Raw genomic sequence first — 20,491 nt, 5'->3', positions numbered from 1 at the left:
TTATAATTTAGCTTTAACTTCTTTTAATTTTGCTGAATACATGATCTGTTTGCCATCAGCAAACACGCGAAATCCCTTTCCTTTTCCATATTTCTCACCTGTTTTATCCCAAAGGACAGTAATGATCTTTCCGTGATAGAGCACGTTATCGAGACAGAACCAATCCCACTGGTTCTGTGGGATCAAAGGCTGGATACGCAGGATATTATCGTCCGAAGGCTTCAGTCCGACGAGATCATTAATGATCAGGTCGCAATAACCTGAGTGGTTGTAGAAACGACTTCTCGGGTGGTCGCCTTTCAGCCAGTAACCTGTTTTCTCATCCTGATACTCTCCCAGATAAATTTCTCCATTGAACGTATGAGAAAGTGCATACTGCTTCATTTCATCAAAGAAAACAGCGGGAGAACTGGTGCTGGTTTTCTTATAGTTCGTCAGAAAGTTGGATAATCCTTTAAGGGTTTGAGTGGTGGCAAATGGCCAGATAGCACCGTCCCACTCACACCCGTGACCCGAACCACGAGTACGGAAGGTAGGTTCTCTGCGTTCAGCAGTAGTAAGTCCCCATGGCGCATCAAAACCGGCTGTATCAGTTACCTGAAGCCAGGCCTTGGCGAATTCTTTCGTATCAGGTGCCAGGTTGAAATACCATGGAATAAAGCCGATAGCCTCACGAGGCGCCAGGGAGCCATCTACTTCCAGCTTAGCGCTGAAGAATTTCCGGTTTTTATCCCAAAGGCTGTCTACGACCAGTTTTTTAATGGATGCGGCCTTGCGGTTGTAGGTGTTTTTGAGGCTGTCCTGACCAAAAAGATCGGCCATCTTCGCTATTGCAAGTGCATTACCATACATATAGCTGTTGATAGAAGGACGTCTGTTCTTCACTTTACGTCCCCCGCTCACAGATTCTTCCATCGCATCTTTCACATCGTACTGCCAGAACAGGCCGCTTGGAGCTTGCCTTTCGTTTTCCCAGACGGCATAATCTTCTGTCAGGGCAGGCAGGATGTGTTTTACGTAGTTTTTATCCTGGTTTACCAGATACAGGTTATAAACTGCATCATCAACCCAGCTGCTGAATGCATGGAATCTGGGCGCTGCGAAAGTTTTGTCTTTCAGCAACCAGAAATCCAGATACTGGTTGATATATTCCGGATTATGAATCCAGCGGCCTTCATAGACCTGGTGACCTAGTCCACTGCTGATCGCATTGTATTTTCCGGCATGCTTTACGGGCGTGATAAATTCGGTAAAGATGAAACCAGCAGGAGTTTCTTTAAGATGCTTCCTGAAAGTCCACCAGCGGTAATAATAGACCTTTTGCATGGCAGAATCAGGACATTCAAATAAGGGCACATTTTTAGAGAGCCAGTCGAACGTTTGTGCATTGGGCACATAGTTTTTAACATCTTCACTATCCAGCGAGTTGAAATACTGCGTGTACTCCCTGAGTTGATCTGTGTTTAATATACGGGCTTTGCTTTGAGCGGATACGTCTTTCCCCAACAAGACGGCCAGAAAGGCGACTCCAAAGTACTTAAGCATATTATTCATCCTTATGTTCATATATGTGTGTATATCTTTTAACGCGGTTTAAGCTTCTTTATTCAAAGAGCCAGTCGATGTCTTTCTTATTCCCCTTGACGCCGATGCCTGCATCGTACAAGCGGACGCGATCTCCTGCGTCTACAAATCCAAGAATCACGCAGGCACCTTTGGCCAGCTTCAGTGTATGTTTCCCTACAGGGAAAGAATAAGAGTGGACGTTGACCGGTGCGTAAGTTCCTGCAAGTAAGGCATTGGCTATCTTGATCTCAGACTGCCCGAAATCATTAGCGCTCACGTCGTGCTCCAGGTCCGGAGGACCGAGAAGACCGGGGCGTTTCTCATTATAGAAGCCTACGAGGACCTTTACCGGCCGGCTTGTGCTGAACTCGATAGCGGTACCATTCTTCACCTGATCCTTCTTCGACAACTGAACACCTTTTAAGCCGGCGATCTCAGGCGCAAATTCCTGAATCTGCAAGCTGGTATCGGCATAGATCTTTGCTCCCTTCTGCACCGTAAAGAATTTGAGACGGGAATTCAGCAGCTTGACCGGAGCATTCCTGTAGACCGTCAGCCTGGCGGTTCCCTGTGCGGCGGCAGGATTCTTCATCGAGTCTATGCTTCTTCTGAAATGGGCAAGCTCTTTTTCATATACCGGAAGCACCTCTACCCAGTGTTTATAAGTGGCATCTACCCCACGCATAGGGATCTTTCGGTGTTTGGTTTGTAGACTGTTTGCATAGAGATAAGTATCCTTTGTAAGATCTGCCAGCTTTCTGTAGTGGACTACACTCTTCTCAAGCAGCGGGAGCGCACGCTCCAGGTCTGCGATATCTTCTGAGTATTTGTAGCGCAACACGGAAAGAGCGGCCTGAACCTTCGCGGAGTAGAAAGCGGCAAGCTCGTTATAGCTGTAGACGTCGTTCCTGAGTCTGGCAAATTCATCTTTGTTCAAGGTTACTGATTGAGAAGCAGCATCAATCGCTTCTATTGCTTTCCTTCCATGTACGAGCACCTCATCTGCAACCCGCACAGGCGTTTCACCGATATGCGCCTGCTTATTCCAGTCCTTCTCTGCGTACTCGATGATCATTTCACCCTCCGGGGCTTCAGACTCGTACAACATGGTGAAGAGATTATAGCGGAAAGGGTTGATCAGCTGGGTCATGGTCATACCCAGGGTAAGTGTCTGGCGATTTCCGTCGGTAATACCGTAACGGCGCAACAGCTTTGGTGCGATCTCTCCTGTCTCTTCGTATGCTTTCAGGATGTTCTCACCAGCCTTCTGACCGGCACCGAAGGTATTTCCCAGTTGGCCTGACCAGTAGGAAACCTCATTATTGCGGTCGCGGCGACTGTTCCAGGCATATCTGGCCCAGGCTTTATACCATATTGCATCGCGGTCAACCTGATAGAGACGATCTTTTGCCTTATCGGCTGCGTATGGCCAATCCCAGTAAGATGCCTGCGGATAGATGTGAATAGCGTTCGACTCGTATATATCATGCATGGCCTGAACCGACTTCTGTATAAAGTCAGCAGAACCGTAGCGGAAAGGCTCCAGATTCGCGAGGATGTGTACGTTTTGAACGTGGACAGTACCGATGCGGCTGAGCCTCCGGTGCAGTTCTGCCCATGATCCGCGAGGTGTATAGGTTGTCAGGGCTTCGCCATTGAACTTCGCCATCGTATACAGGTTCTTGTAGATGGGCAATGATTCTTTCATAACCCTTGGGGCATCTGTATCATGTGCACGAAGCACGATAGGCGGCTGCATGTCTGTTTTTAATGCGCGTAGGCCATCCTTCACGCCGGGGATGATGGTTTCAGTAAACCAGTCAACGTCATCCTGACCAGTTCCTTCCATAGCTTCACCGAGCGTTACAAGCAAACCTACGTTGGGATATTTCTCCACGAAGGCCGCGATAGATTTGCGCGTATAATCAGCAATGATGGGGATAATGGGACGGTTACGATCTTGGGTGGCAAGACCATGCTTCTCTGCAAAAGGCTTTGGAATGATAATATTGTAGAACATCTGAATCACCCAGATACCACGCTTGTCTGCCTCCTCCGTCAGAAAGCGAAAAACCTCTTCGTTCTTTTTAAAGGTCTCTTCAGACACTTCAAGTGCATAGGGATATTCCTTTACTTTCACCAATGAAGAAAAAGGATGACCATTCCAGAGATAAAGAGAATTGTAGCGGTTCTCCACCATCATATCAAGATATTTGATCCAGAGCGACTTATCATAGAACCATGGAAAATCCTCGGGTGTGTATGGGTACTCGTACATGCCTCTTCCGGGAAGCTCAGTAGGCTTCTGCATACCGATGCTGGTACCTCTCAAAACCATTTCGGGGTGGTCGCTCAGGCTAAGAGATTGAGGCAATTTTGAAGATCCGGCAATTTGCTCGATAAGCTCCAGACAGCCATAAAGTGCACCGGTAGCGTCGGCTCCGACGATGACTGCCTTATTGTTTTGATGTGAGTTCAGCAAAAAGCCTTCCTTATGATTAAGACTGTTGTTCCCTGAACCTTCAAGCTTCAGAAGATTTGCGCCCTGAGGGGTATTCTTTTCTGCGATCAGGATCGTGTTGGCCCGGGACTGGAAGTGATTCTGGTGCTGAATTTTAGTTTTATACCCTGCTTCGTTTAGTGCTTCGGCAACTTTTCTGGCACCAAACTGAATACGCTGATGTGCATTTTTTTGAATGACAATATCAATATTTTCCTTCTGAGACGTTGGCAACGCTGCAGATGCCGGGCTTCCGCACCATATCAAGAATGCACAACACAAGTAAATAAAATTCCTCATCTATAATTTAATCTTGTTTCTTAATTAGGTTAACTGATATTCAGGTTACAATTATCAGTCTTCAAAATTAAATGCAAGCATTGGTTCTTTCTTGTACAAAATTCCCATCATACTATAGCATGTTATCTTAGGGATTAACAATGCTGTGACAGACGACAAGGGCTCCGGGAGAGGGCTACTGTGCGAAGATGAAAATTTATTAGCCTATGAGACAAGCAGTCAGCTCCTGGCCAGTAATCTTTTTATAGAAAAGCATTGCACTTTTAAATCAACGTCCTATATTTGCTCTCCTTAATGCCCGGGTGGCGAAATTGGTAAACGTTGCGGTCTCAGAAGCCGTTGGGAATTGTCCCTTGAGAGTTCGAGTCTCTCCTCGGGCACCAAGCATTAAGAAGTCCGGGTGGCGAAATTGGTAGACGCACCACCTTGAGGGGGTGGCGCCTGTACGGGTGTGTGAGTTCGAATCTCATCTCGGACACGAAAAGGAAAGACGCGAAAGCGATCTTTCCTTTTTTCATTTATAGATTCTGCTGACCAATCAAACTCAGCGTCTTAGTATCCTTAGCCCCGTTAAAAAACTTATCCAGAACCGCCTGAAATACAGGATCTGCGCCGTCGACCGAAGCAAACAAGGTCATGGATGATTTGAGCTTCAGATCGTCCGGAGAGCCAAAGATCTGGTGGGCATCGCTTTCTTCCAACTGAAGCAATTCGCTCGTAATGCGCAATAATCTGCTCCCCAGGACTTCGTGGTCTAGAAAAGCTTCGGCTTCCTGAAGATCCTTCAAGGCGTAAAAACGGGAGGTCTGACTGAATCCGAGACCCTGGATCTGAGGGAAGATGTACCACATCCAGTGGCTGCGTTTACGACCGTTGGTGATCTCAGAAAGAGCGGATTCATAGTCGTTTTCCTGGGCGCTGACGAATCTTTCCAGGTTATAGGCAGAAGTCATATTCTATCGTGATTATTTGAAATACAGCACTATAACAAGATAAGCACAGCGGTGTTTGCATCAATATCGGCAGATGCACAGGAACGGGAACTTTTGTGCGTAAATCCGGACCTGGCCTGTATTAGACGATCATACCGGAACGCTGAAATGACAGCCAACTGTCTTTTCTTTCGAACTCGTTGTCACGCACGAAAAATTAAAGCATTTTTGCAGCCGCATTCCGCGATATCCTCGCGAATGCATTTATAAATGAAGAAGATAATGCTGATCATACTTTTCGTCCTGATAGCGGTCGCTATCCTTGCTGTGATTATTCTTAGCAGAGATGTTTTTGGAGCGAGACCTGCGGGCGCGCGTTTGGAGCTGATCCAAAAATCACCCAGTTACCGGGAGGGAAAATTTCAGAATCTAAGTCCCACGCCAGCACTCACAGAAAGCCATAGTTACCCAACCGTGCTGTATAACTTCTTTTTCGGGCAGAAGGAACATGTTGCGCCGGAAGACAGCATCCCGTTTATACGAACAGACCTGAAACATATTCCGAAAGAGGCGAATGCGCTGGTTTGGTTCGGGCATTCCTCCTACTGGATGCAGATAGACGGAAAAAGTATTCTGGTAGATCCGGTACTTAAGGATTATGCTGCGCCATTTAATCTCACGAACAAAGCCTTCAAGGGCTCGGCATCCTATACAACCAAAGATCTTCCGTACATTGACTATCTGGTCATCACCCACGATCACTATGACCATCTTGATTACGAAACAATCAGGGAGCTGAAAGGCCGGGTGGGAAAAGTGATCTGCGCATTAGGTGTGGGCGCCCATTTTGAGACTTGGGGGTATGAACCGGAGCAGCTGATTGAAAAAGACTGGGGAGATCAGGTTGCTCTGGACGAAGATATAACCATGCACTTTACTCCTGCACGGCATTTCTCTGGAAGGAGCCTCTTTTCGAATAATACACTCTGGACCTCTTATGTACTGGAAACGCCATCAAAGAAGATCTTTTTAGGCGGCGATAGTGGCTATGATGAACATTTCAAAGAAATTGGAAAGAAGTTTGGTGGCTTTGACCTGGCCATATTGGAAAATGGACAATACAATATAGCCTGGAAATATATCCATATGATGCCTGAGGAAGTATTGCGTGCAGGAAGAGAACTTGGAGCCCGACGGATATTACCGGTTCACTCGGGCAAGTTTGCGCTGGCCCTCCACGCCTGGTATGAACCGCTCTCCAAATTGACTGAGCTCAACAAAGCTTCAGGACAATCCCTCCTTACCCCCATGATTGGAGAAATAGTTAATCTTGACGACGAAGATCAACAATTTAAGCATTGGTGGATTGGTGTAAAATAACAAGAGAGGCTCTGCAATGCAGAGCCTCTCTTTGTTTAACCGGGCAGCTTTAGTAATTCGGATTCTGAACAAGCTGATTGTTGGAAGCCTGGATCTCCGCTCTCGGGATAGGAAGCCAGTAGTGTTGTGGCAGGAATGCCCTACCCTCCAGTGCTATCTTTCTTTCATAACGTAGCGTTCCATTCGCTTGCTTGGTGATCGTGATACCATAAACGGGAACATTCTCGGTTACATCTGCGATCTTCCATCGACGAACATCATAGAATCGATGCTCCTCAAAGGCCAGTTCAACCTGACGTTCGCGAATAATGCGCTGCCTCATCTGTTCTTTAGTGAGCCCCGCAGGGAGCGCTGGCAGGGATACGCCTGTACGTCCGCGAATGGCATTGATAGCTGCATATACAGTCTGATCAGGACCTACAGCTTCGTTCTGCGCTTCAGCATAGTTGAGCAGAATTTCAGCATAGCGGAAATATATCCAGGGCTGCAGTCCCGCTACATTCCATGGATTATTTATGGGCATGCTCTCGTCAACGAATTTCCGAAGGTAATAACCTGTTTTGGAAGTATTCCAGTTTGAGGGCCCATCTTTACTATCCTGGCCACCTGGTACGAAGGTTTCCAGGTTCCGGCCACGATAAGGCGCTCCGTTGTACAATACGGTTGCCGTCAGTCTCGGATCACGGTTGGCGTATGGATTTTGCGGGTCGTATCCAGAGGCAGGATCCGTGATAGAAAGTCCCGCAGTGGTTTCGTATGCATCAACTAAGTTCTGCATGGGCAGGTTACCACCCCAGCCATCATAGCCGTTAGGGCCATTCGCTATTTCCATGGGTACGTGGCGTGAACCGATCGTATAATAGCGTGCGAAGATTACTTCATTACTATTACCAGGATTGATGAAAAGGTTCTGATAGTTGGAATGCAGGCCATAGCGATTCAGATCCATGACTGCTTTAGCGGCAGCGGCTGCCTGTTCCCATGAGCCGGAGTTGTAGAGGGGACTGGCGGCATACAGGAGAAGACGCGACTTGAGGGCCAAAGCAGCGCCCTTGGTAGCGCGCCCGTTGAGCCAGCTGGTGCTATTTGCCAGAGGCAATACCGCAGCAGCTTCGTCAAGTTGTGAGACCGCATAGTTAATACATTCGGTGATAGTAGCCCGCTTGTACAATGCTGGATCTGAGAAATCATCTTCCAGGTTGTAGACCTTATCGCCAATCAGCGGTACTCCTCCATAGTTTCTGATGAGATCGTGGTAACGGAATGCGCGGATAAACTTCAGCTCGGCAATCAAACGGTCTTTATGCGCTGCACTCATCTGTACCTTGTCCACATTAGCCAATGCATAGTTTACCTCGCGGATGCTTCTGTAGCTCCGGGACCAGAGCGTCCCTGCGATACCAGTATTCTCAGGGGACAACTGCCCTCTCTGAACCAACCAGGTATTATCATCATTATTGTAGAGAGACTCGTCGGTCAGAGAGCTCCACATGGCATATTCGAACCCACGTCCGAAGCCTGGAAGCGTTCCTTCGGCCTCCTTATCTGTTATTCTTGCTCCCAGATAACGGTTGATGACGAAAGATTCAAAAAGCGTAGAATCTCCGACGATCGCGGCATCCGTCACACGGTCTGTCGGTGTGACATCTAAAAAGTCATTCTTGCAAGATGCTATAGAAACAGCCAGCAAGGATATATAAAGGGAGGATCGTAATCCTTTTGTAGATTTCATAATTCATTAAAATTTAACGTTAACACCCAGGTTGATGATTCTTTGCTGAGGATAGAACTGTCCGCTTTCCTGACTTCCTTCAGGGTCAAAATCTTTGACTTTACTCACTGTAAAGACGTTGAAGGCACTTGCGTAGACGCGGATTCCCTGCATCTTAATCTTATCGAGGGCAGCTTTCGGAAGCGTATATCCCAGTTCGATGTTTTTCAGGCGGAAGAAAGCGGTGTTAAACAACCAAAAGTCGTTGCGGTAAAGACCGCCGCTGATGGCAGCAGAAGCGCGTTCGGGCACACGGGGATAAGTTCCAGTGGTATTGGACGGGCTCCATCTATTGTCGGCCCATGTACTGTAAAAGTTCCCTACCGTTCCGGCTTCTGTAAGCACATACTGTCTGACGCGGCCCTGTCCGGAGAACACAGCTGAAAGATCGAAGTTCTTATAACCCGCATTCAGGTTGATACCATAGGTAATCTGTGGTATATTGCTGAAGTCCGTTCTGATCTGGTCATCTGCGGTAATCTTCCCATCATTGTTAAAGTCGCGGTACTTCAGATCGCCTACCTGAGCTCCAGGAACGTGAGGATAGGCATTCAGCTCTTCCTGGGTTCTGAAAATACCTAATGATTCATACAGCAGGTAGGTATCCAGGGGTCTTCCAGTCTGACGTTGATGATCTAATACCGCCGGAGATTCATCCCTAAAGCGCACCTCGCTCTTCGCGTAGGTGATATTTCCGGAAATACCATAAGTGAAGTCCCCGCGATGCGTGTATCCCAGGGTGGCTTCCACCCCTTTGTTATCTACACGGCCGATATTCTCTGAAGGTACGAGAGGGTCGGCATCAAAAGGATTCACAATACCGGTCAGGCCTGGCACTGATGCATTACGGGCCATCAGGATATCTGTTCTCTTCTCGTTGAAATAAATAAACTCGAGACTGATATCCTTGAACAATGTGGCATTCAGACCGACATCTGTTTTCGTGGATTTCTCCCAGGTGATAGCCGTGTTGGCAAGTTTGACGAGATCGAGACCAGGGTAAACGCCTGTTCCGAGCGTATATTGGTTATTAAAAGAGTAGTTGTTGATAAACTGGTTTCTGCCTACATTATCTCCACCAAGCTGGCCATATGAAGCCCTGAATTTAAGGTCATTCACGAATCTGATGCGCTCTTTAAACCAGCCCTCTTCGGATATCCTCCAACCTGCGGATACACCCGGGAAATAGCCGTATCTGTTATCGCGTGGAAAAATAGAAGAGCCGTCCACACGTAGCTGCACTTCGGCCAGGTATTTCTGCTGATAGTTATAATTCGCGCGACCGATAAAGCTGACGCGGCTCTCTCTCCAGCTAAATCCTGAGTTGGTGCGGTCTGTAGGATCGGTACCTCCCTGAGAGAGCTCAGGCGTTAGGGTTGTGGGGAAGTTACGACGACCTGCTTCAAAGTGTTCAAGCGTTCTCTCACTCTGCTCGTAAGCCACGAAACTGTTTACACTATGGCCATTAAACGTCTTTTGATAGTTCAGCTTCAGGTTGGCTGTCGACAGGGTTGAATTTTCCTGCATCTGCGTTAGTGCGGCCCTGGGCTCCCCTACCGTTCTGGATGAGTAAGCATCGGTGGTGCTGTTGTAGGAATAAACCAGATAAGGGGTAGTAAAGCTCCGTTGAGAAAACTGGCTCTTATCAAGCGCATAGAATCCATCCACGGATAGTCCGCTTACAAACGGAATCGCATAGCTTGCACGTAAGATCCCATTGAAAAATAAGCGAGGGTTTTTGATCAGTCCGCCTGCATCTGTTACCATCATAACGGGGTTATTATTTTCGATCCCTGTTGAGGGGTATCCATTGGGATAGGTGGCAATCACCGTGGGGTAAGCACGGTATATCGACCTGAAAATATCACCCGCGCCAGCGGTCGGGAAGCGTCTGTCTTCCTGGCGACCTGATAAAGAGAGGCCGATTTTGAAGTCGTCGGTGATATTGGCATCTATATTGGACCGCAGGTTGTATTGTTTGTATTTGGTAGCCCCTTCTTTGTAAATACCCTCCTGATTGATAGTACCGAGAGACATGAAGTATTTCGTATTGTCAGTACCGCCGTTAACAGAAAGATTATGCTGATTTTGCGGAGCCGAACTTCTCAGAGTCGTCTTGATCCAGTCGGTGTTTGGGTAGTTTGTCGGATCAGATCCGTCACGGAAACGCGCAATCTGCTCTTCCGTGTAGAACTGATTCATGCCGCCGCCGGGATTATTGTAGTAATTAATTTCATTTACAATAGCCGCATAGGTGGCTGCATCAGCCATTTCCGGAAGACGCGTGGGCGAAGAAAAGCCCTGATTGAAGCTGTATGACACTGAAGGCTTCCCGGCAGTACCCCGCTTGGTTGTGACCAGGATTACACCGTTTGCTGCCCTGCTTCCGTAAACAGACGCGGAAGCATCTTTCAGGACGGTTACACTCTCGATATCATTGGGATCTAGTCGTTCGAAGCCGCCTATCTGCCCCGGAACACCGTCTACAACAACGAGAACGTCTTTGTTCCCGGTGGTCGAGATTCCTCTGATGCGTATTTCAGAAGCATCATAGCCGGGTTCGCCGCCCCGGTTAGTAGCGATGACGCCCGAAAAGCGTCCGGCCAGAGAGTTCGACAGGTTGGGCTGAGGGCTCTTTACTAATTCAGCACCTTTCACCTCCGAAACGGAACCTGTAAGCGTTGCTCGTTTCTGAGTACCGTAGCCTACCACGACAACCTCGTTCAGGGATTTGGACTCAGGTTGCAGCTGTACGTTGATCACACCTTGATTGCGTACAGGAAGTTCCCGCGTTACATATCCGATAAACGAAAAGGTTAATACGCTGGTGCCCGAAGGAACATTCAGCCTGTACATACCATTGGCGTCGGTAGAGGCTCCGCCGGTCGCACCTTTGACGAGGATACTTACACCCGGTAAGGGAGCTCCGCTCTCATCGGTGACTTTACCGCTAACCGGGATCCCCTGTCCGGTTAACACTAAGGATTTGCCGCTTCCTATTGCCAGAACGCTGGTTGATAGCATCAGCAGGAGCGCTAAAGAAAATAAGATCTTGTTCCTCTTTCCATAAAGGACAAGGACATCAGGTATCTGTCGTTTCATAATTGTAGTTATAGATTGTATGGTTTGATAGATGACACGAATTCACGGGCATAGCCTGTGCTGTTGATTAGTTTTAACTTAGCAAAGTTAAGTGTGATCAAATAAGATTCAAGAGGGGCAAATTCGTAATAAAGCAGGGGAAATCCGCACCTGGACTAAGTTTCCGATATTTCGATAATTCTCTTATTTAATTTATAAGATTCATGAAATGACTTCCTGTATTTCTTGATGTACTCGGAAGGCTTCAGTCCGAAAAGCTTGGTAAACTGCTCCCGGAAATATTTAATATCATTGAAACCAGCTTCGAATGAGGCCTGACTAACATTACAGTCTGAATTGATCATCAGTTCTGCCGCCTTACGAAGTCGCACATAACGTATGAACTCACTGACAGACTTGCCCGATATCGATTTCACGCGCTTATATAGGTTTGAATGGCTCATCCCCAGTTCTTCAGCAAAGGCCCGGGCACTAAACGAGGGGTCCTGCAAGTGTGCCTCTATGACTGCTATGCATCTGTTTAAAAAATCACGGTATTCAGGTGAAATCTTCAGGTTATCAGACTGCAGGGTTATATGGTTATAAAAATACTGTTGCAAGTTGTTCCGGCTTTTCAAGATGTTGGCCACTCTCGCTACAAGCATGTCCCGCTCAAAAGGCTTGGTAATATAATCTGCCGCACCTGTTTCGAGTCCTTTCAGTTTTGCTTCATCTGATGTAGCCGAGGTAAGAAGGATTACCGGAATATGGCTGAGAGTTGCATTTTCCTTGATCTTCTGGCAAAGTTCAATCCCTGTCATCTCTGGCATGGAAATGTCACTGATGATCATATCAGGAGTATAGCGTTCTGCCATACGTAATGCTTCCACGCCGTCCGCCGCTTCCAAAACGTTATAAGACTGCATGAAAGTCTTTCTGATGTAGCTGCGGATTTCGGGGTTGTCGTCTACGATGAGGAGCGACAAACGCTCAGACACCTGTAGTTCAATATCCGTCAACTCCAACTGGTTGCGACCAAGCGGGGACTGATCTTCGAGAATGGTCTCCTCGAGCACAATGCCCCTCTCCTGTACCGGTTCTGGCACAGGTGACAAGTCGATCTGACCAAAGTGAGCATGGCCTTTCAGAAGAACAATACTAAAAGTTGAGCCTTCGCCAATTGTGCTGGCATAGCTCACGCTTCCCTTATGTGCAGATACAAACTTTTTCACCAGATAAAGCCCTATTCCGAAACCATTCCGATATCCTTTTTCAGGTTGAGTAACCTGGTAGAACCTTTCAAAAATCTGCTCTCCGATTTGCGGAGCGATCCCCCTGCCGGTATCTCCCACCTCGATCAACAGTTCTCCCGCCGTTTCTTTCAAGCTGAGCGTAACACTCCCCCCGGCAGAAGTGTATTTAAATGCATTAGATACCAAATTGAAAATGGCTATTTCAACCTTCTGCCTGTCGCCATAAATTTCCAGATCCTTGTTGTCGCAATTGAAGGTATAGTGGATCTTCTTTGAGCTTGCCTGGTTACTGAAACATAGAAATACCTCGTGGCAAAGATCATGAATATTAAAGGAGGCTATCTTCAGCTTATCATCTTCACCCTCTGCCTTTCCAAAAAGCAGCAGCTGATCAACGAGGCTCAAAAGACGTTTGGCATTTCTAAACACGCCCGCCATGTCATCAACATTGACTTTCTTGTTATCTGAGCTCAGAAGTTCTTTCACGGGATTCATGATCAGCGTGAGCGGTGTACGGAATTCATGAGCGATATGCGTAAAAAATGAGATCTTTTTCTCGTTGAGCTCCCGCTCCTTCTGTGTGTTGAGGTTTGCCGACTGGATTTCATATCGGAGCTGCGACTGTCGCAGGTGATAGCCGATGTAGAAGTAGATCAGGCTGAAAAAGGCGGCAACGTAGAGCATATATGCCCACCAGGATCTGTACCAGGGCGGCAGCACTTTAATTCTCAGGATCTTTTCGGCGTTGGTCCACAAACCATCTTCATCAGTTGATTTGATCCTCAGGATGTAATTACCTTCCCATAATTGCGAGTAATTTGCAGTACGCGCTTTCCCTGAGTTGTTCCAGATATTATCCCAGCCCTCAAGAAAGTACTTGTATAATATCCGGTCTGTGCCGGAGTATTCGGGCGTGGTATAATCTATGGAAAGAACCGCCTTATCGTAGGGCAGCACCAATTCTGATATGGAATAAATACTCGCTTCTTTCTCGAAACCAGCATCCTGCTGGATCGGAATATTATTAATGCGAATTCCCGTGATCTGTACCTTTGAGGGACTGTATTCCCGAACGACATCCGCCGGTGAAAATATATTGAAGCCCTTGATCCCGCCAAACAGGATCTCTCCGGAACGAAGTTTCAGAGAAGCGTTGAAGGAAAACTGATTGCTTTGTAAACCATCCTCTTCGTAAAAATTAATAAATCGGTTGCTGGTCTGGTCCCATTTAGAAATACCATTAAAGGTACTCATCCATAAATTGCCCGCCTCGTCTTCCTGAATATTGAAAACGCTGTTATTGCAAAGGCCCTCTGCCTCGGTCATCACGGAGAACTTTCCGTTGTTATGGTGATCAAACTTAACCAGCCCCGTGTATTGCACTCCTACCCAAAGGTTTCCTGCGCGGTCACACACGATTGATCTGATCTGATTTTTCAGATTGTAAATCCGGTGATTTCCGGTGTGTTCATCAATCCTGACGAGCTGGCCACGTTCTGTTCCCAGCCACACATTGCCGGCCTTATCTTCACCAAAGCTGGTTACGTATTTGAACCTGGAGTCGAAAGGTTCGAACTTTTGCGTCTTCCGGTTAAACTTATAAGTTGCTTCGCTCCCGAAAGATGTGCCAGCCCAAATGTTGTTCCTGGAATCTTTAAAAAGCTTCCAGACGTTCTTATCCTCCTGCCCGTTGTTGATACATGCAAAGCGCGTGAAGGTACCGCTCCGCTTATCGTATTTGTTGATGCCACCACCAAAAGTAGCCACCCATATCACATCATCATCATCACGGATAATGCTGGTTATATTATTATTGCTGACGGATTCAGGCTGGTTTCCCCGGTGTGTGTAATTTCGAAACGTATTTGTTCTCCGATTCCAAACGGAGATGCCTGCCCCGTCGGTACCTACCCAGACGCTCCCATCCCTGTCTTCGCAGAAGGAAAGCACAAAATCACTTATCAGACTGTTTTGGCTGTTGGGTAAATGCGAAACCTTCCTGAACTTGTTTTTTTTCTGGTCAAGCACGTTTATACCTCCACGGAGGGTTCCCAGCCAGACGCGATCTTCATCATCCCGGTAGATCGACATGACAGCGTTGCTGCTTAAGGCATTTCCATCAGGAGTGCTTATGATCTTATTCTGTTTGCCGGTTTTGCTATCCAGGATATCTACTCCTCCTCCATCTGTTGCAATCCAAAGCTGCTGCCCCTGAAAGCTGAGATCCATCACTCTCGAGGCCGAAAGATTTACCTTTTCACGAGTTAAGCCATTTGGATCGCCTGCATGCAGCCTATATTTGAAAAGGCCGCTATCATTACCGATCCAGAGGATGCCGTCCTTTGCCACCATGCAATTTGCCCGGCGTATAGCCTTGGTTACTAAACGCATTTTACCGGTAGCGTTACTGTAAACACACAAACCGAGGTTTGTAACTACCCAGGTCTCATTTGACGAAAAAGCAATCCCCGAGGCATGATAGGGAACAGATTTCCCACGACCATCTTTGAAGATGACGGGCCTAAGTTCCCCTGACGATTGCAGAACCAATAGTCCTCTGTTCTGAACCCCGACAAAGACGTTTCCCTTCAGATCTGATTTAATCGTATTAACCGGATCTGTTGCACGAACTCTCTTGCCGGCGTAATTAAAGGTGGGGGTGTTGAATTTGGACGTATAATGGTTGAAAACGGATAAGCCGCGACTGGTACCTATCCAGATTGCGCCTGTATGATCTCCAGCAAGTGAACCGATGCGGTTATGGATCAGACTCTCCTGTTCTTTGATATTGCTCTTAAAAACATTGAAGGTAAAGCCATCGTAGCGGTTGAGTCCATCGTCTGTTCCGAACCACATAAAGCCGTAACGATCCTTGTAGACCGCATTAACGGAGTTATTCGATAAGCCCTTCTCGATGTTCAGATGTGAAAAAGGCGCTTGTGCTTTTGCGAAAAGAAAAATAAAAATAAAAACAACCGTAAATCCCCAAGTCTTCATGGTTTCCTAATTGGTAGCATGTTTGTCGAAACTTCCGACAGAGGCCGAAAGGTAAGAAAATACAAATGTAGCTCCAATTTTTGAGCTACACTTTGCTGTTATGAACCGGCGGCAGAATAGTTCTTCTCAGGCTTGGTTCAGCCAGAGAGGATTGGTACGGAGCACCTCTTTATATACAGGACAATCCTCGGTATGTGCGCCCTTCAACATACCGATGCTGGTCAGAAATTCATTTACAATCTCTCCGCCTGTAAATCTGAAAGTCTTCTTGAAGAGCTTTATCCACTCTTCTTTTGTTTTGGGATGATGATGGTTCAGCCAGTTTTGAAAAGAGCCATATTCTTGCTGCAGCACCTGGATGGTCTTTGCATTCTCTATCGCTGCATTGATCTTTAGACGATTTCTGATGATCCCCGGATCAGAAAGCAACCTCTCCCTGTCCGCTTCTCCATAAGCAGCAACCTTGCTGATATCAAAATTATCGTAGGCTTCCCTAAATGATTCCTGCTTTTTAAGAATGGTTTCCCAGCTTAAACCTGCCTGATTAATCTCCAGAATCAACCTGCAAAAGAGTTCATTATCGCTGTTGATAGGAAAACCATATTGCAGGTCATGATAGGCTTTGTGAAGAGCTTTTCTGTCTTCGAGCATTGATTCGATAGCACGGCAGTAGGACATAGTGATAGGTCGTCTTTATGATGCCAATATCGGCATAAAAGGCGCATGTTGTATAATTGAAACTTTCACCAGATGATCAGTACCAACATAGAAAGGCGATCTGCTCCATATCGGTAATCTGATATGCAACAAATCGCCTGTTTGACGTATACTGTGGAGTTCTATAGTATGTAGAAGATTTTAGCGCCTGCCGAGCGTTTTTCTTCAGCCCGGTAGTTCTCCTTCAACATTTGCATAATGTCACGGTCAATCGTCCGGGAAATCGTTGTAGTAGGCGTATCGGTAGGCCTGTTTTCAAACGGATCCTGAAGATGAATAGCCATCTTTTCGATCAGGAAGAAGGAAGAAGAGATGGCCAGTACCAGTGGGATCTCAATAATTCCGAAGAATTCAATCAATCCGAAAGGCAGGAGGATCACAAAAAGTAAGAGGGCAAAATGGATGTAAACCCCGTAAGTGGCAGGAAATATCGTATTCTTGATGCGCTCACAACCACCCATATGATTTGAGAAGCGGGTAAGTGTCCTGTCTATTTCCACCTGCTGATATTCGTTGATCCAGCCGAGTTTATAAGCGTTGCGAAGGTCTGATCCCTGCAGTTCGAGCAGCCCGAGCGGAGCATTGGCGTATCTTTTAAGGTAGTCCATATCATGACCTGAAATGAAATGTTCGATACCTTCAAGGGGATTTTGCCCCCTCAGATGCCTGCTCAAAGTATAGCTCCACGCAATTTGTCGCTTCGCCATCCGTTCACAAAACTGCTTTTGTTCCGCAGAGCCACCATGCGTATCAATAAAGGTAAGCAGCTGCCTGGTAAGACTTCGGGAGTCATTTACGATAGCTCCCCAGATTGTTCTGGCTTCCCACCAACGGTCGTAGGCCTGATTTGATTTAAATGCCAGCAGCAGGGATATCACCGTGCCCAACATCGTTGGTACCGCAATGGGGATAGAAAGCCTTGTAAAATGAAAACTGTTATAACCAATGGCGATCAGCACGGCATATACCGTTACCATGATCATCTCCTTCCGGATTTTACCGAAAATATAACTGATGGGGATATTTTTTCTAAGTAGCATGATTCCAGGCTTATAGTGAAACATCTGATAGAACAGGCACCGATTTGGTGGGAGCATCGGCGTAAGCGAGATCTTCAACAAATATGCTTTTCTGTCCCCTTAGCAATGGAACACTGCAGCGATCGATCAGAATTGCAGGATCAATGCTAGACTTGTTTAAGCTAGAAACAGAACAATCTGCGGGATGAAGAATGTGATCTATCTGATTGGCCCCGATAAAGTTCTTGAAGCTGCTTAGTGTGCTGCCGTAGAAAAATTCTATTTTTATCGATTTTATGGACTTGTTTTCAGCCTTCACCTGCTCACATTGCGCATAGAACTCTTCGCTTACATACTCGTACTCCCTACTCCTTCTGCTCAGAAGTAAAAGATCATTAATGGAATCAGAAAGCTTGAAAAGATGAATGAACACAAAATTCAATTCTTCATTCTTAAACTGTGCGCATAGAGAAGGAATACAGTTAAATGCGCTGCTGCTAAAATCGGTAGGAATAAGTATTGTTTTCATAATCAGAATAATTTGTTTTTCTGATACAATACTATACAGGTCTTATTAAGATCTTTTAAGACAAAAATTAGACTTTCATTAGAAATCCTGGATGCTACTAATGCAAAAATTGAGTTTCAAACTTCGGAACTCCACATTAGTCACCCTTTTAAGGGAATTTATTAATAGATATTAGAAAACTATTAGAAAATGCCTAGCGCATAAGCTTTGATTTTCTAATTCAAGAGACAATTGGCAGTAAAATCATCATCTCAGTACCGACTTTCTCTTCTGAACGAATGCCTATGGAACCTTTATGGATTCTGACGATATTCAGGGTAAGCGGAAGCCCTATTCCATAACCTTCGAAGTCGTTTGTATTAGAGGCGCGGAAAAACGGCTCAAAGATGTGCTGTTGTTCTATCTCCGGTATTCCAATACCCTGGTCCTTGACAGCGATTATGATTCTGTCGTTCTCCGTGCTTAGTCTGATGCTTACGGGTTTATTATTCGAATATTTGCATGCATTTAAGACGATATTACTTACTGCAAGATGAAGAAGGTGGGTATTCCCTTCCGTGCAAAGCTGATTTTCATTTTCCGGAAGTGAATCCATATCCAGGTCGATCCTGCACTCAGGTTCGATCTTTTTTACAGAGTCTATCACGGTCCAGATCAGCTCATCAACCCGTATTTTCTGCCAATCCTGCTTCTTACCGTCAAATCCCGATTGGGCAAGCCCTAGCAGACTTGCAAGAATATTATTCAGTTTCTCCGCCTCTTTCAGTATGGTTTTTGCTGAAGCTTCGCTCTCCGGACGAAGAGAGTGCGCCGACAATAGAAGCTCCGTTTCACTTGTTATAATGGCAAGCGGAGTACGCAATTCGTGGGATGCATTGCTCACGAAGTTATTCTGAGTTTCGAATGCTGTCTCCAGGCGAGTGAGCATATTGTTAAAAGTCAGGACGAGTTCAGCGATCTCATCTTTTCCTTTGACCTCCGGAAGCCGGGAATGCAGATTGTTTGCAGATACGTTCTTTACACTTCTGATGATCTCCCTAACCGGCCTTACCGTGTATATAGAAAATAATCTTCCAGCCAGGAAGGTTAAAGCGAGAGAGACAAGAAAACAGATGAACAGAACCCTTCTCAGCTCCTCAAGCTCCTTGAATCCATAAGGATTGGAAGCTGATACAATAACCAGATAGCCTGCGTTTGGGCCCTTAACCAAAGAACCAGCAAAGAACCTGTTATCTTCATTATACCGCGACTTTCCATCCTGAAGTATCGAGTTGTAGAAAGATTCGGGGAGATTGATCGGTTTACGGCTTAACTTACCTGTGCTGTCGAGTCTGACAATATAGTCTCTCTCTTCGCTCAGCTTCTCCATGTACTTACTCCTTACCTCCTGATAGGCAGCAGATTTCTCGTCAGAAAAGATATTGATCTGAGCGCTAAGGTTTACCCGGGCCTCCAGACGCTCAAAGAAGTCCTCGAAATTAAAATCTGATATGAAATAAAAGATCGAGGCATTAAGCAGAATCAAGCCGGCAGTGGAGATAAGAAAGAACAGCAGGGTGATCTTAGTCTGTATTTTCATGCTCCGGCTCTTGTTTGAAGATGTAACCCATTCCGAAGACGGTGTGGATTAATTTAACAGGATGCCCGTTATCTACCTTCTTCCGGAGGTAATTCACATAAACGTCTACTACATTCGTTCCCATATTGAAGTCGATATTCCAGACGTTCTCCAGAATATGAATACGAGAAAGAACCTTGTTTTGGTTTTGAATAAAATACTCCAGCAAACGGTACTCGGTAGCAGTCAGGTTGATGGGTTTGTTGTAGCGTTTGGCAGTCTTGGAACTGAGGTCAACTTCCAAACCAGCGATCTCCACTTTGGTACTTGCTATAGCCGGGGCACTGCTTCTCCGGATCAGAGACCGCATTCGTGCCTCCAGCTCCGCAAACTTGAATGGTTTAACCAGATAGTCGTCAGCTCCGCTATCAAGACCTGTTATGATATTCTCTGTGCTCCCCAGAGCTGTAAGCATTAATACAGGAACATTTGGGTCCTTCTTACGTAATTCACGGCAAACTTGAATACCGTTCATTCCCGGCAGTAGCACGTCAAGAATAATCAGGTCGAACGTGTGCTTCGTAGCCATTTCCAGACCCAATGCACCATCGCCGGCGACGCTAATTTCGACTCCTGATTCACTTAAGCCCCGGATAATGACAGAAACTAACCCGGGTTCATCCTCTATCAGGAGCACTTTTTTATTTAACATGCAGGAAAAGTATCACTTTAATGATAAATCACCACAAAAAGACGGCTTTATTGACAAAAATTTTACTTAATCGCAGGTTTTTAAACACGAATAGCGGATGATTCACAGGAATCATCCGCTATTCGCTCTTTGAAGAAGCAGATTAAGACGCGACCCGGGAATAGAGTAAACACCCG

12 protein-coding genes and 2 tRNA genes are annotated in these 20,491 nt (G+C 46.3%); 3 read left to right on the top strand and 11 right to left on the bottom strand.

The features are described from left to right. Both ACO1NU_RS13700 and ACO1NU_RS13695 read right to left on the bottom strand, forming a co-directional pair. Positions 1 to 1,566: an MGH1-like glycoside hydrolase domain-containing protein gene (locus ACO1NU_RS13700; protein WP_448819054.1), complete on the bottom strand. Its 1,566-nt coding sequence runs from the start codon at positions 1,564 to 1,566 to the stop codon at positions 1 to 3. A 37-nt stretch (positions 1,567 to 1,603) separates the two neighbouring features. Further along, positions 1,604 to 4,366 (bottom strand): alpha-d-galacturonidase, encoded by a 2,763-nt coding sequence (locus ACO1NU_RS13695; protein WP_448819053.1) that lies wholly within the window; start codon positions 4,364 to 4,366, stop codon positions 1,604 to 1,606. 296 nt (positions 4,367 to 4,662) lie between these two features. On the opposite strand from ACO1NU_RS13695, the gene ACO1NU_RS13690 reads away from it, so the two are divergent. After that, positions 4,663 to 4,749, top strand: a tRNA-Leu gene (locus ACO1NU_RS13690). An 11-nt stretch (positions 4,750 to 4,760) separates the two neighbouring features. Continuing rightward, positions 4,761 to 4,844, top strand: a tRNA-Leu gene (locus ACO1NU_RS13685). A 40-nt stretch (positions 4,845 to 4,884) separates the two neighbouring features. Here the strand turns inward: ACO1NU_RS13685 and ACO1NU_RS13680 are convergent. Beyond that, on the bottom strand, positions 4,885 to 5,319 hold the full coding sequence (locus ACO1NU_RS13680) for a DUF1810 domain-containing protein (RefSeq protein WP_448819052.1): 435 nt from the start codon (positions 5,317 to 5,319) through the stop codon (positions 4,885 to 4,887). A gap of 249 nt (positions 5,320 to 5,568) precedes the next feature. Between ACO1NU_RS13680 and ACO1NU_RS13675 the strand changes: the two genes are divergently transcribed. Further along, entirely contained in the window at positions 5,569 to 6,678 is a 1,110-nt protein-coding gene (locus ACO1NU_RS13675; protein WP_448819051.1) for an MBL fold metallo-hydrolase, read from the top strand. A gap of 49 nt (positions 6,679 to 6,727) precedes the next feature. On the opposite strand, the gene ACO1NU_RS13670 is transcribed toward ACO1NU_RS13675, so the two are convergent. From ACO1NU_RS13670 to ACO1NU_RS13635, 8 genes are all read right to left on the bottom strand, one after another. After that, the gene (locus ACO1NU_RS13670) at positions 6,728 to 8,410 is read right to left on the bottom strand and encodes a RagB/SusD family nutrient uptake outer membrane protein (protein WP_448819050.1); all 1,683 of its coding nucleotides are present in this window, start codon (positions 8,408 to 8,410) and stop codon (positions 6,728 to 6,730) included. Between the two features lie 6 nt (positions 8,411 to 8,416). Further along, the gene (locus ACO1NU_RS13665) at positions 8,417 to 11,551 is read right to left on the bottom strand and encodes a SusC/RagA family TonB-linked outer membrane protein (protein WP_448819049.1); all 3,135 of its coding nucleotides are present in this window, start codon (positions 11,549 to 11,551) and stop codon (positions 8,417 to 8,419) included. A 155-nt stretch (positions 11,552 to 11,706) separates the two neighbouring features. Then, complete coding sequence (locus tag ACO1NU_RS13660) at positions 11,707 to 15,780, bottom strand: hybrid sensor histidine kinase/response regulator transcription factor (protein ID WP_448819048.1); 4,074 nt, start codon at positions 15,778 to 15,780, stop codon at positions 11,707 to 11,709. A 126-nt stretch (positions 15,781 to 15,906) separates the two neighbouring features. Beyond that, on the bottom strand, positions 15,907 to 16,458 hold the full coding sequence (locus ACO1NU_RS13655; RefSeq protein ID WP_448819047.1) for a DNA-3-methyladenine glycosylase I: 552 nt from the start codon (positions 16,456 to 16,458) through the stop codon (positions 15,907 to 15,909). A 161-nt stretch (positions 16,459 to 16,619) separates the two neighbouring features. Beyond that, positions 16,620 to 17,537: a bestrophin family protein gene (locus ACO1NU_RS13650; protein WP_448819046.1), complete on the bottom strand. Its 918-nt coding sequence runs from the start codon at positions 17,535 to 17,537 to the stop codon at positions 16,620 to 16,622. Between the two features lie 10 nt (positions 17,538 to 17,547). Beyond that, positions 17,548 to 18,045 (bottom strand): hypothetical protein, encoded by a 498-nt coding sequence (locus ACO1NU_RS13645; protein ID WP_448819045.1) that lies wholly within the window; start codon positions 18,043 to 18,045, stop codon positions 17,548 to 17,550. Positions 18,046 to 18,265: 220 nt separating this feature from the next. After that, positions 18,266 to 19,624 carry an ATP-binding protein gene (locus ACO1NU_RS13640; protein WP_448819044.1) on the bottom strand — a complete coding sequence of 453 codons (1,359 nt, stop codon included), beginning with the start codon at positions 19,622 to 19,624 and terminating at the stop codon, positions 18,266 to 18,268. Next, on the bottom strand, positions 19,608 to 20,315 hold the full coding sequence (locus ACO1NU_RS13635; RefSeq protein ID WP_448819043.1) for a response regulator transcription factor: 708 nt from the start codon (positions 20,313 to 20,315) through the stop codon (positions 19,608 to 19,610). Before ACO1NU_RS13635 ends, ACO1NU_RS13640 begins: the two co-directional genes overlap by 17 nt. Positions 20,316 to 20,491 lie beyond the last annotated feature (176 nt).

The organism is Arcticibacter sp., assembly GCF_053551015.1.
The sequence above is the reverse complement of the archived record's forward strand: the minus strand, read 5'-3'. Positions and strand labels throughout refer to the sequence as shown.

Bases quoted from the DNA above. Each gene is read 5' to 3' on its own strand.
- ACO1NU_RS13700 (WP_448819054.1), bottom strand. From the start codon at position 1,566: ATGAACATAAGGATGAATAATATGCTTAAGTACTTTGGAGTCGCCTTT.
- ACO1NU_RS13695 (WP_448819053.1), bottom strand. From the start codon at position 4,366: ATGAGGAATTTTATTTACTTGTGTTGTGCATTCTTGATATGGTGCGGA.
- ACO1NU_RS13680 (WP_448819052.1), bottom strand. From the start codon at position 5,319: ATGACTTCTGCCTATAACCTGGAAAGATTCGTCAGCGCCCAGGAAAAC.
- ACO1NU_RS13675 (WP_448819051.1), top strand. From the start codon at position 5,569: ATGAAGAAGATAATGCTGATCATACTTTTCGTCCTGATAGCGGTCGCT.
- ACO1NU_RS13670 (WP_448819050.1), bottom strand. From the start codon at position 8,410: ATGAAATCTACAAAAGGATTACGATCCTCCCTTTATATATCCTTGCTG.
- ACO1NU_RS13665 (WP_448819049.1), bottom strand. From the start codon at position 11,551: ATGAAACGACAGATACCTGATGTCCTTGTCCTTTATGGAAAGAGGAAC.
- ACO1NU_RS13660 (WP_448819048.1), bottom strand. From the start codon at position 15,780: ATGAAGACTTGGGGATTTACGGTTGTTTTTATTTTTATTTTTCTTTTC.
- ACO1NU_RS13655 (WP_448819047.1), bottom strand. From the start codon at position 16,458: ATGTCCTACTGCCGTGCTATCGAATCAATGCTCGAAGACAGAAAAGCT.
- ACO1NU_RS13650 (WP_448819046.1), bottom strand. From the start codon at position 17,537: ATGCTACTTAGAAAAAATATCCCCATCAGTTATATTTTCGGTAAAATC.
- ACO1NU_RS13645 (WP_448819045.1), bottom strand. From the start codon at position 18,045: ATGAAAACAATACTTATTCCTACCGATTTTAGCAGCAGCGCATTTAAC.
- ACO1NU_RS13640 (WP_448819044.1), bottom strand. From the start codon at position 19,624: ATGAAAATACAGACTAAGATCACCCTGCTGTTCTTTCTTATCTCCACT.
- ACO1NU_RS13635 (WP_448819043.1), bottom strand. From the start codon at position 20,315: ATGTTAAATAAAAAAGTGCTCCTGATAGAGGATGAACCCGGGTTAGTT.